We start from the raw sequence: 12165 nt of genomic DNA, 5'->3' as shown, positions 1-12165 counted from the left end.
TAGAAAGATAGCTGTTGTCCGTGGAACAGCGTGGGTATCATCAACTCAAATTACTTGTTGGACTAATGATTACACAACAGGAGGATAACATGATTATCTACATAAAAGACTGTCTGCGAGCTGGATATTGTGTACGTGGTGTAAAAGACTACTGCAAAGCTCGTGGCATAGATTTCAGGCATTTAGTTCGTTATGGCGTATGTATTGAACAATCTAAAATAGAGATTGACGGCTATGTGCAAAAGGTTATAGACCTAAAACAAAAAGAAATAGATAACGAGGAAAAGCAATAATGGGTCATTCAAGAAAGAGTGGTGCAGAGCCAGTCAAATATTACGCAACAATGGAACAGGTGATTTGCATGTCACCTGCCGATGCTATTGTGGAAATTGAAATTAATGAAGAAAAAGCATGGGTTGATCCTATTGTAGAAAATAAAGAGTTTTATATCGACAAGCCTGAACTCTTTGGCGGGAAATCGTCAGAGGGTGGTGTGCAAGGTTGGTGTGAAGCTCGTTTTGGTTCTCCTGAACAAAACAAAAGTAATTATTTAGCCTCCAAAATTAAAGATATACTGAGTGCTACAAGAGGTGTTGTTTCTTTGGTGGCTAAAGATTTTTATTTAGGCAACAATCCTTATTCTAAGCCATGGCATTTCAGAATTAAATCTACTCTGAAAAATGCTGATTACTCCGATAATTGGTACAGAGAAAAAGCTACAATTTCTTATTATGGCTCGGTTTCTACTGAATCTCGTTTTCGTTACATCAAAGCGTTTGCTAATCATGCTTTTTTACATGCAACAAGTAGCAGAAACAATAATGATTTAATCTGTTATTTTTCTCCTGATAAAAACTTAATAAGTATTGGATTTAGTCAATACTTAAACATCAAAAAACTTGATGCTGGTAATTCCTTAAAAACCACAGGCGAACACAACGTTCCTAATGCAAAAAGAGATATGGTCGCTCCTAGTTGGTATGTACCATCAACAGAAGTGGCTACTGTTGTTTACCCATGTGATATGGATCGTAAATATTATGATACTACTTTATATCAATATGGCTTTACAGATAATTATAGATGTGATTTTGAAAAAGTCTCTGATTATTCATTCAACAATAATGATCCGTGGCTGACCTCTCAGCATTACATTTGTTCCAACGCTAATACTTTTGCTATCAGAAAGAAAGGTAGTACATATACATTTGAATATAGACTTGGTATTACTGAAAAGTATACAATAGGTGGTCATTATGGTACTACTACTGTTGTAACAAGTGACGATGGTTCAATCGGTGGTCTATCTTCATGTGATTGTGTGTTTACAGATGGTCTTGTAGCATATTACAGCACTCGGTCAGGAAACAAAATAACTATATATGGTTATACTAATCCTAACCACGGCTCTGCCCAAAATACTCACGGTCATTTCGTGAACAAGCCTAGTGCTGATACTTTTGACTGCTTCGGTTGCGATTCTGAAAAAGGTGTTACTTACATTCTATCTCACGACAATAATGACGAATACCATGTATCAATTTTCTATTCACAATCAGGCACAGGAATTGAAACCTACACAATACCTGATACTTTACCTGTTTCTGACATTGGTGAGAACACTTACTTCCTGCTTACTTATAATTATATGATTTGTGTTTGTGGTGATATTGCCGTGGCATTTGCTCGTGATTTAGAGGATGGTAGTTCTGAATACGACAATTCTCAATTAGACTACAATCCTGCTCATGCAATCCGTGAAGCAATCACAAGTAAAGTATGGGGATTGGGTAAAGACGAAAGCGTTATTGATGATGCTAACTTTAGAGCCGTGGCAGATACTTTGTATAACGAGAAAATGGGTATCTCATTTGTCTTTGAAAGTGACGATAAAGTATCTGATTTTATCGGAGAAGTGTTAAAGGTTATCGGTGGTACTTTACGTGTAGACAGAGCGACAGGGCTTGTTCAGATAAAGCTGTTTAGAGCTGATTATGATCCTGCTGAACTGCTTGTATTTGATACGTCTAATGTGTTGGAAATCAGTAACGTTAAGCGTACTGCATTAAGCGAGTGTGTTAATCAAGTCACATGCAAGTATAAAAACTTCAAGACAGGAGAAGATGCTTCTATTGTTTATCAGGACTTGGCTCTTATGCAGGCACAAGGCGAAATTATCAACGCTGATTTTGATTATCCTTATGTTTACTTCCCTACCGTTGCTGACAAACTGGCTCAAAGAGACTTGTATGAAACATCAGGACAATTCTTTAGCTGTACTATCAAAGTTGGTTTGGCTGGTAGATTTTTAAACCTCGGTGATTGTATTAAGCTGAACTTCCCTCACCTCGGCATTGATAATCTTGTATTCCGTGTGTTCAAAATAACATATGGTGGTAGCAGTTCCAATGAAATAACAATGGAAATTGTACAGGATAAATTCTTCATGCCTAACTCTACTGGATATGTTAAACCTGTAGATGTAGAGCCTGAAACACCTTTACCTAGCAACATCGAGTTTATTAAAACTATGGAACTTCCGTACTATGTTCTATACAAGTTTGGAGAGGATATTGACGCTCTGCTTGACAGAACTTCTAATACAGGTGGTAAAGTAGGCGTATTCATCAGTTCATACAACACTGTTAAACTTGACGGAGCAAAACATTATCTCTCCGTTGATAATGGCGAAACATGGACTTCTGTCGGCAGTACAGATAAAAATGATTTTGTTGCTTCATGCGTTTTAGTTAATAACATCGCACAGTTAGACAACAATTTAATTTTTACTAAAGAGAGCGATTTGAGTAGAATTGACAACTCTTATGTCGGACTTATTGACGATGAAATAATCGGTATTGGTGAGGTTAGTGTTAAGAACAATACTTTGAGTATTGCTAGAGGTTTGTTCGATACAGTACCACAAAAACATAATGCAGGTGCAGTAATTTATTTCTTTAAAATGAATGATAAAAACCTGTATAATACTAATGATTACGTTGCTGGAAATTATTTATTTAAATTCCCTTACACTCTTGATAAAGACGTGCAGAATTTAAATCTGTGTGAAAGTATTGAAACCTCTGTTAGTGGCAGAGCCTACATGCCGTACCCTCCTGCATGCGTGAAACAAGGTGGACAGTTCTTCCCTGACCTGAAACAGTTCGATTTATATTATTCAACTGCTTTAACATGGAAGCCTAGAAACAGACTTACACAGCTTACCGATAATTTTGTATTATGGACTGATAACACAAATATTACAGCCGAATCAGGTGTTGCGTATGAAGTGGCTATGTCTAACAATAGTGGCTCTGTGAGATACGTATACACCACTACAGATTTAAATATGAGTACAAGACTGCCTTGCGATATTGAACGTTATGTAAGATTCACTATTAGCAGTTATAGAGTAGACAATGGTGCTACAACGTATTGTTATCAGCCTGTTGTTATTGAGGGAGAATGTCGAGAAGCAAGTTTTATTTTCGGAATAAATAACTTCTCTCAGCTTGTTTTGGAAACAAATACTTACTATCCGATAACAGCCGAAACTGTTAATGACGAGGTTATACTCAGAATCACTGATACAAACTTTGCTACCGAATTAGGCGTTGATGAAGATGGTATGCTTTATCGTTTAATTGAAGTTTAAGGAAATAATATGACACAAGTTAGGATTGATATAGGTTATTTCAATCCTACTTTCAGTGGAAAGTGGGATAATACAGCAACCTATCAGGCATTAAACACAGTGCATTATAATAACTGTGTTTATATGGCTAAAAAAGATAATAAAGGTAGTTACCCTGATTACATGGCATCATCGAGCAGTAGTTACGCTGTCGGTGATACGTGGTGTGCAAATGTTATGAACTACCATCCAATGCGATCAGATATGCAGAACTCCATTGTGAATTTAATGACAGTTTTGCCGTTTCAAGGTGCTTTGTATTACTGCTCTTATTACAGTGCTGATAAAAGCAGTTATTATTATTGGAATTATCAAAAGGGCTTTACAAAAATTTTCAATAATTTAACTAGAGGATATTAAATGTCTACTCAAACTCATTCAATCAATTTAGGCAAAATTGGCTTTAACACTCGCTTATGGTCTAGTAGCACAGCGTATACTAAAAATGATTTTGTCGTATATGAAAATTCTTTATATACGGCAACAACAAGCGTTCCTGCTGGTACTTTGCCAACAAATACAAACTATTTTATGTGCGTGAGCAAAGGTGTTACTCCTAAAGGAGCTTATAACAGCAACGATACTTATGCTATCAATGATGTTGTAATTTATAACAACAACGCCTATTGGTGTATGCAAGATAACGTGACAGCACTTCCTACTGACACTACATATTGGATGCAAATTCCATCTCCGTCTCTTAACGCAGGTTTTGGCATCGGTAATCGTTATTCGGTTGTTCCTGCTGATAGCGATTTGGAGGCTCTGTGGAATTTAATCCCTAACGGCACTGTTGACGGCTCAGAAGAATTGTATGGAATGACAGCTTTAACAAATAATTTCAGACCTGTTTTAATGGCTGTTGAACCTGCTCCATATCACGAAACGACAACAAATTATCGACTTTCCACGGGATCTAGCGACCAAAAAAGTAACAATAGTGGTAGACATGTCAATATACCTAGTATTGTTTTTGATACTGTTGGAACTGTCAAAACCTTTAGATTTTTAGTCTATGCAAGCTCTAGTTATTCTTATAACTATCTGCGATTTTTAACACCGAGCAGAGTTGCATCTGATTATTCAGACAACAATACTTACGGATTACAATTTGGCTTTAGTAGTTCTTCCCTTTGGTGTGGCTTACTAAGTAAATCCTCAGAGAGAGACTTTTTTGACAGCAGTTCTAGCGAAAGTGGCGGAGATTTCTGTTATATGGTCAGATCTGATGATATAAACGAATTTGTATTTGTAATAGAACGTACAGCATCAGGATATAACTATGACTCTTATGTAAATGGTGCAAAATTCAGGTCAGGGTCTAGCAGTTACAATTATAACGCCACAATAACAGGTGTGTATTTAGGAACGGCAGGTTCAAATTATCAAAACGCATATAATAGAGGTATTGCTCAAGTGGAAATATATAATGGTGCTAAAATAACAGCTCCATATACACCTAGTTATCAACTTTTAAGTGAACCTAGTATTTAGGAGGTAATATGAAAGTTTTTATTTCGCAAGGAATGAGAGAAAAAACCACTGAACAAATCAAGGCAGAACGACAGGAACTTATCAAGCGTTTACATGAAATAATAACAGATGTTGACGTTATAGATTCTTTTATTCCTGATGGTGATAAAAAAGACCCTGTATATTGTTTAGGTACTGCCATACAAAAACTATCAGAAGCCGACATTGTTGTTTTTGCTCAAGACTGGTATAGATTTCGTGGTTGCAAAATTGAAATGACTATAGCTGTTGAGTATAAAAAAATGGTTTTGATGCTATGAAACGTTTTAGTATTTATCTTTTGAGATGGATATTAAGTGGCTTTGTGATGTTGCCCTTTATGATGTTATTTGAAGCTCTAGGGTTAGAGCTGGCTTATAACATTATCTTAGGGCAACTGATAGGTGCTTGTATCTTCTACAAATTAGACTCTTTGATTTTTACCAAACTGGACTGATAAATTTTTTACATTCTATACAGATGCCGTCTAATACGCTTTGAGCTTTATCTAAATAATAATCATAATCTATTTTAGGTACAATCGTCTGTAACGGCTCTGTATTGTTCACTATGGCACATCGTTCGGAATTTGGTACTCTCGTTCCATCCGTGAAATACAACGCATTGTTGGAGCAACCAATGGCCTTGTAGAACCTTATTGTCTCTCCCGAACTCTGACATGCTATATTAACAAAATCACATGGCTTTAATGTTTTTAAATACAGCATCGGTTCTCCTCCGTGGACAAGCGTCTGTGACACTAATTTGTTTATGGCTATATCACTGTTGTTATTATCTAAACTTCTATCAGCACTGCATAAACCTTTTGTCTTTATATCTCCGTTGCTTTTAACAGCATAATACGAGTTGATGTTTCGACTGCAATAACTACTGAACATTGTCTTGTCAAATTTAAATCCTGTTATATATTCCATCTTTCTGATTATACTTTCAGAAGTCTCTGTTGCATTAACATCGTCTAATACAGTTAAACCATCAGTGTTTATTGAAAGCACCTTTATGCCATGCTTTACACAATCGTCTGCTATCATCAGCATATACAACTGACCTGTTAGTGTTAGCTGTATATAAGCCTGTGGATTGTAGATTTTCGACTGAGGATAATTCAGTTTGCCTGTAACAGAGGTTATAATCTCTTTTAATCCTTTTGCCAAACTAGGATTGCTTTGTTTTGCCTGTATTCTCTGCGTAACAATGCGTCTGTATTCCTCAACAAATTGTTCTCCTAATATATCTTTTAGTATTTGTTCATTACAAATTAAAGACGAATAATACGAAGTAACATCGTAATCATTTATTTCTACACTCTCTCCTGTTTTATATAAACCACTATCGCTAAAACCATGCATCCCTCCAAAACCTATCTTGACACTTACTCCATTAAGGTCTAGCTTTTGTGGTAAGTACGCATGGGTAATGGTGTTTCCTTGCACAATAAACTCATTACTTGTGATCTGCTCAAACACTCTCTGTAATATAGGATTTACAAAATTAATAGAATCAGGTGCTTTATAAAAAAATCTCTTTTGTGGCGTTTTATACGCTACTTTTATATTCGGTATCTTCTCTATGACTGCACTGGGATTTGTGTTTATGAAATTTATTTTATATTCCTTACTTAGAGACAAAATCATAAAAACTTTTTCATATAAATGATCTCTGTATATGCTTAATATGTTTTGTGCCTGTAACGCACAGTTGTTTTTGTCGTTGTCTGCAACACTTATGCGTTCAAGACCTGCTCTGCAACATGCCAGCTTATATGAAATTCTTTTGACCAGCGTAAACAACAACATGTTTATCGGCATAATGTTAAACTTTTCTCTACACCATAAATTAACTTTTATATCCCATGATAAGAAAATGTTTTTGTTGTTTACAAAATTCGATAATAACTGAACAGCTTTGTCTTTATTGCCGGTGTCAATAAAAAAATATTCTCTGTTCTGATTAATCGCAAAAAGCATAGTCTGATCTGCCGTTAAAGCACAGCACCAATGCTCGGCATAATTAAATTCTCTTTCTAAGCGATAAATCATTTTGTGTACCTGTAATTTAAATAAACATAATGCCACTCTACAAACTCTAAATACATCTTCATGTTCTTACCTTTGTGCAGTGGGTACATCTTTTTGTAATACAATTCTTCCCATTCGTGATAAGAACGAATTGTTTTTTTATCGTTAAATCTATCATCAGTGCATACATAATAATCTTCTACATCTGTACTCATTGTCTGTCCTTAAAATTAAAAAGGCGTAACGCCATACAACGCTACGCCTATTATATAGTTATAAGCACTTATTTCAACTTCGTAACATGTAAACAAAATCACTTTCATTCTTTGCATATGTAAAATGATATTGCTTTGTTACTGGCTTATAATTCGTTGTATGTGTAATTAGTTTAAAAAACATGATATACCTCACAAAATTTGATTTTTGTTATAGTATATCACATTTTTCAAAAAGTTAATCTTCCTGCACCTGTCGGGAAAAACGCTTGGTGATTTCAGCCACCATTGTAGTATCTTCATCCAAAAACTGCTTCCATACCACAAACTGATCTCTATACTTGTTAGCTATTCTAATAAGCGTAACCAATAACACATCATCTCTATCCTCTATTGTCTTATTATATAGTTCGATAATAGCCTCTAATGCTAAATCCACTGCATTAAGGTGTGAATTGATTTCGTCTAAACGTCTTGATACGTCTCTTGTTAAAACATCAGACATTGATTTCAGTGTGTCAAGTCTTTCCTGTTCTGTTAAGTTTGTATTGTCTGTCATGTAATAAATTCCTCGTATTGCTTTTTAACTTTTTATATGCTACACTAATTACAATCATTGGTCAATACTTTTTTGGAGATTTTATGAAAAACAATATAGTTATCACAGGTGTACTGGGTTATATAGGTTTTAATTTGTTGGTTACTCTGCTCCGACTCGGTTACAATGTTGTAGGCGTAGACAGAAATGCCGAGAATGGTCAGGTAAAAAGATACTTTGATACTACTGGGTTTCAATGCTGTGGAAAGTTCAGTTTTTTTAAAGCTGATTTATCAATAATGGCTGAAACTCAAGATTTTATTACTTGGTGTAAACAACAAAAAATAAAAGCACATACTATCATCAATCTTTCTGCTGATAAAAGTATCCCCGAAAGTATTATAAATCCTACAAAAACAGTAGGGAACAATCTGCTGACTACTTATTCTGCTATTACAATTTCTCATGCTTTACAGTGTCGTTCTTTTATTCAAGCTTCTTCTATAACAGAACTTGACTGTCGTGATCATTGGAATCCATACTCATGGTCTAAACGTTTGTCAGACGGAATTTTACGTACAGAAAGCATGTTTGACAATACTTATTATAAAAGTGTTATAATAACTAATCCGTTTGGTTCGTTGGCAGGTGTCGAAAGCAAGGGTAACGCTTTTGAACAGGCTGTAAGAAGTGCTATGTTTGAAGATAAAACATTATTATTATCTGTTGATAATCACGGGGTATGTGATACTGTATATAAGCGTAACTTCATTAGTATGTTTGAACTGATTACTATTTTTCTGCATACAATTACTCAATATGAGCAATCAAATATTCCACAGTATGTTAAAGGTGGCGTGATAAATCCAAATAATGAATGGAGTAATTATAGCATTACCAAATTTGCGGATTACTGTTGTTCGCAAAAACAGTTTAATATAGAATATGTGAATGATAAAAATTTGTCTACTTCATATAAAAGTGTCACTACTTTTTATCCATTAGATAGTAATACAGCTTATGAACAGTTTATCAGTATGCTATCAGATATGCCGAGTATTCTGTTTAAGCCACCCGTTTATTTTACAGCAGAACAAAAGAAAAATCTCGCAGAACTTAGACACATCTTTGTTAAGCAAAAAGATACAATACATTGTCAACAAAAACGATTTGAGATATTATACAAAATGTTACTTTTGTAAAGAGGGATAAAATGTTTTACCAGTTACAATTTACTGATGTTGTAAATAAATTTCTAAGTAATGAGGAATACTTAGAGTGCTTTGCATCGATGTTTGATATTCCTGAAAGAATGGATAATCTAAAAGGTTATTTTTTTGACGAAAGCGAAATCATTTCGTGGGTGCAGAGAGAACCTACTATTGACGGCTTTGTTTTAGAAAATCAATATGTTCAGCTTTTCTTTATATCTCCTAGCAAAAACTATATGGGGTTTTGGGGACATAGAAATTTCTTTACATGGAGATTAGCTAAAAAACATTCTAACAACAATGACGGAATAAAACGATACGTCATAAATTTCTGTTACAGATATGAACCTTGTAACAAAACAGACAAGTTTGATATTATTAAAGATTTTTATATTATCAATATATTTGTTGATAATATGACCGATGATCAAAAACAATGGTTGCGAGCTATTTTTAAAGATTTTTAAACAAATAGAGGATTGCTATGAAACTTAATATTTTTCCATCAGATTTATTAACAGGATTAAACAAAGTATTACCTGCCGTGGGTAAGGCAGATGTAACTAGCTGTGTTCACATGCAAGTACAGGAAGATACGTTATCTCTTACCTGTACCGATGGCGAAGTAGTGTTATCTACCGATATAGAAATTGATATTGCTGACGATAATGCTGACGGCATTGTTTGTGTCAACGCTAAAATGCTTTGTGATGTTGTCAAAAAATTAGACAAGACCAAAAAGATATGCATCAAAACTAATGAGAACGATAGAGTTGTTATCACAAGTGGCAGGTTTAAAAATACTTTACAGATGTTAAACGAAGAACTTTTTCCTAATATTCAGTTGCCAACAGATACCTTGTGCTCTGCAACTTTTAAAACAGCAGACCTTTTTGCCGTAATAGAACTTACTAAAAACTGTGTATCGGCAGATAGCTATCGTACATTTTTAAAAGGATTAAATATAGTATTTTTTGAGGATAAAATCGAAGTCGTTTCAAGTAATGGCTACATGATGGCATTTACAAAGACCTCCTCTGGCATTTCCAATACAGACGTAACTGAAATAATTATTCCTAAGAAAACCATTGATGTTATCTCTACTTTGGTGAAAAATGCAGAAGAACCAACAGCTTGTTTGAGAGTGTATAAACAAGCCGTGTCTTTGGATATTGACGGAGTGTCCATGACTTCCGTTTTGATTGACGCCAAGTTCCCTAATGTAAAACCTATTATCGACTTTAATGCTGATATTCGTTTGATTGTGGATAAAGACGATTTTGCAGAATCCATTAAACGTGTTGCCGTTACTGCAAATAATTTAAATAAAGCTGTCTCTCTCGTGGTAAAAGGTAACGAACTGTATATCCAAAGTAAAAACTCTAAACACGAAGAAGCAGAAGATTGTATCACAATAGAAAGTAATACAGACTTGTATGAAACTGCTTTTAATTCAGAGTATCTACTGTACGTACTGTCTAATCTGCCTGACGATAAAGTTTGTATTCTGCTCAGTAAAAACAGCAATAATGGAAAGTTCGTTTCTTATAATGAACAACAGTGTGCAACACGTACCAATGAACTTCCTGACGATCACGTTATTTATACTATTAGCAGAGTAGTTGTATAAAACCTCTTGACTAACTTTTACTCAAGCCCTATAATATACGTTATAGGGCTTTTTTATTTAAGGAGATATTATGAGAGTTGGTACAAAAACTCAAGACCATTTAGGAAATGAATTTCAGAATTTTGTCGTTATGTGTAGACATTACGGACACTTCCCATCTACCATAACATATAGAATGGAACACGGTATGTCTTTAGAGCAGGCTTTAACAACACCCTCTAGGGGAAAAATTGTTTATAATGGAAAAACTTTTAAAGACATAAGAGATTTATGCACACAGTTAAAAATGAAAAAACATTATACCTGCATAGTTAAACGATTAAGAAACGGCATGAGCTTAGAGGAGGCTATAACTAATACCAAACGTTTTCATCATACAATTAATTTTAACGGAGAAACTTATCTAAACAGAACAGACGCTTGCCAAAAACTAGGTATAACCATTTACAAATTAAGAACGATGATGAACAAAGGTTTTGATGCTGTTGAAAGTTTATCTATCCTCTTAGAGAAAAAGAAAGGTGTGCAAATAGGAGATCAATGGTTTGCAACAACGCAGGATATATGTGACCATTTTGGTCTTGCTTTGGGAACAGTAAGAAAAAATCTAAGGTGTAGTACAGATCCAGAAGTGAGACTTATACTCATGCAGAAAAGCCAACGATACAAGCACAGTTCCAAGTAACAAAAAAGCCTATCATCAGAATACGCCAATTTATCTGAATGATAGGCTTTAACTTTTTGTCTTTTTGACTGATTTACAGAAACATTATACCACAACTTTTAACAATGTTTAACTCTCTTACTAAACTCGTCAAGTTTACCCTTGTTTACAGGTCGGCTGTTGATTTCACCTAAATACCCACAGATTCGTCTTATAGCATGTAACTTCTGAGGATCGCTTGTTCCGCATTTAGGACAGGTGAACTTTCCATCCTTAAACACACTCTCGCCCATGAATCCACACGTACAACTATCTATCGGTGAGTTGATTGCAAAGTAAGGTACTTTATCATACGCATAATCCCATAATTCCTCCAGTGCTTTTAAGTTGTGAATCATGTTAGGTGTTTCCACGTAACTGATAAATCCACCACTCGCCCACTGAGGATAAGGAGACTCAAAATCAATCTTACTGAAAGGATCGGTTTTTACTTGCACGTCTAAATGGAATGAGTTTGTATAGTATTCCTTATCAGTAACGTTCTTAACAATACCAAATTCGGCTCTATCCTTTTTCTCAAAAGTGTGAGACAAGGATTCGCTAGGAGTTGAATACAGGCTGTAACCCAAACCCTCGGCTTTTTTCCATTCCTTGCATTTATC

General features: G+C 34.9%; 13 protein-coding genes. 9 read left to right on the top strand and 4 right to left on the bottom strand.

What is annotated here, in order from left to right; genetic code table 11:
- Positions 1 to 89 precede the first annotated feature (89 nt).
- The 5 genes from ACJML3_RS06635 to ACJML3_RS06615 are packed head-to-tail and all read left to right on the top strand — an operon-like array spanning position 90 to position 5487.
- Entirely contained in the window at positions 90 to 293 is a 204-nt protein-coding gene (locus ACJML3_RS06635; protein WP_406021725.1) for a hypothetical protein, read from the top strand.
- Positions 293 to 3655, top strand: coding sequence for a hypothetical protein (locus ACJML3_RS06630; protein WP_406021723.1), 3363 nt, complete (start codon positions 293 to 295; stop codon positions 3653 to 3655). The genes ACJML3_RS06635 and ACJML3_RS06630 overlap by 1 nt, the downstream gene beginning before the upstream one ends.
- A 9-nt stretch (positions 3656 to 3664) precedes the next feature.
- Positions 3665 to 4054 carry a hypothetical protein gene (locus tag ACJML3_RS06625; RefSeq protein ID WP_406021721.1) on the top strand — a complete coding sequence of 130 codons (390 nt, stop codon included), beginning with the start codon at positions 3665 to 3667 and terminating at the stop codon, positions 4052 to 4054.
- Entirely contained in the window at positions 4055 to 5188 is a 1134-nt protein-coding gene (locus ACJML3_RS06620) for a hypothetical protein (RefSeq protein WP_406021719.1), read from the top strand.
- Positions 5189 to 5196: 8 nt separating this feature from the next.
- The gene (locus ACJML3_RS06615; RefSeq protein ID WP_406021717.1) at positions 5197 to 5487 is read left to right on the top strand and encodes a hypothetical protein; all 291 of its coding nucleotides are present in this window, start codon (positions 5197 to 5199) and stop codon (positions 5485 to 5487) included.
- Positions 5488 to 5646: 159 nt separating this feature from the next.
- Here ACJML3_RS06615 and ACJML3_RS06610 read toward each other — a convergent pair whose 3' ends face one another.
- From ACJML3_RS06610 to ACJML3_RS06600, 3 genes are all read right to left on the bottom strand, one after another.
- Positions 5647 to 7266, bottom strand: coding sequence for a hypothetical protein (locus ACJML3_RS06610; protein ID WP_406021715.1), 1620 nt, complete (start codon positions 7264 to 7266; stop codon positions 5647 to 5649).
- The gene (locus tag ACJML3_RS06605; protein WP_406021713.1) at positions 7263 to 7460 is read right to left on the bottom strand and encodes a hypothetical protein; all 198 of its coding nucleotides are present in this window, start codon (positions 7458 to 7460) and stop codon (positions 7263 to 7265) included. Before ACJML3_RS06605 ends, ACJML3_RS06610 begins: the two co-directional genes overlap by 4 nt.
- Positions 7461 to 7698: 238 nt before the next feature.
- Positions 7699 to 8019 (bottom strand): hypothetical protein, encoded by a 321-nt coding sequence (locus ACJML3_RS06600; protein WP_406021711.1) that lies wholly within the window; start codon positions 8017 to 8019, stop codon positions 7699 to 7701.
- 83 nt (positions 8020 to 8102) lie between these two features.
- On the opposite strand from ACJML3_RS06600, the gene ACJML3_RS06595 reads away from it, so the two are divergent.
- The 4 genes from ACJML3_RS06595 (at position 8103) to ACJML3_RS06580 (ending at position 11524) form a co-directional block, all read left to right on the top strand.
- Positions 8103 to 9200 carry an NAD-dependent epimerase/dehydratase family protein gene (locus ACJML3_RS06595; RefSeq protein WP_406021709.1) on the top strand — a complete coding sequence of 366 codons (1098 nt, stop codon included), beginning with the start codon at positions 8103 to 8105 and terminating at the stop codon, positions 9198 to 9200.
- An 11-nt stretch (positions 9201 to 9211) separates the two neighbouring features.
- Entirely contained in the window at positions 9212 to 9676 is a 465-nt protein-coding gene (locus ACJML3_RS06590) for a hypothetical protein (RefSeq protein ID WP_406021707.1), read from the top strand.
- 17 nt (positions 9677 to 9693) lie between these two features.
- A complete protein-coding gene (gene dnaN, locus ACJML3_RS06585; RefSeq protein WP_406021705.1) occupies positions 9694 to 10839 on the top strand; it encodes a DNA polymerase III subunit beta in 1146 nt (381 codons plus the stop codon).
- 70 nt (positions 10840 to 10909) lie between these two features.
- Complete coding sequence (locus ACJML3_RS06580) at positions 10910 to 11524, top strand: hypothetical protein (protein WP_406021703.1); 615 nt, start codon at positions 10910 to 10912, stop codon at positions 11522 to 11524.
- Between the two features lie 98 nt (positions 11525 to 11622).
- On the opposite strand, the gene nrdD is transcribed toward ACJML3_RS06580, so the two are convergent.
- The coding region (nrdD, locus tag ACJML3_RS06575) for an anaerobic ribonucleoside-triphosphate reductase (RefSeq protein WP_406021701.1) at positions 11623 to 12165 on the bottom strand (543 nt) is incomplete at its 5' end.

This window comes from Succinivibrio sp. (assembly GCF_045124615.1).
Taxonomy (GTDB): Bacteria; Pseudomonadota; Gammaproteobacteria; order Enterobacterales; family Succinivibrionaceae; genus Succinivibrio; species Succinivibrio faecicola.
This window is presented reverse-complemented; position numbering and strand designations above follow the sequence as displayed.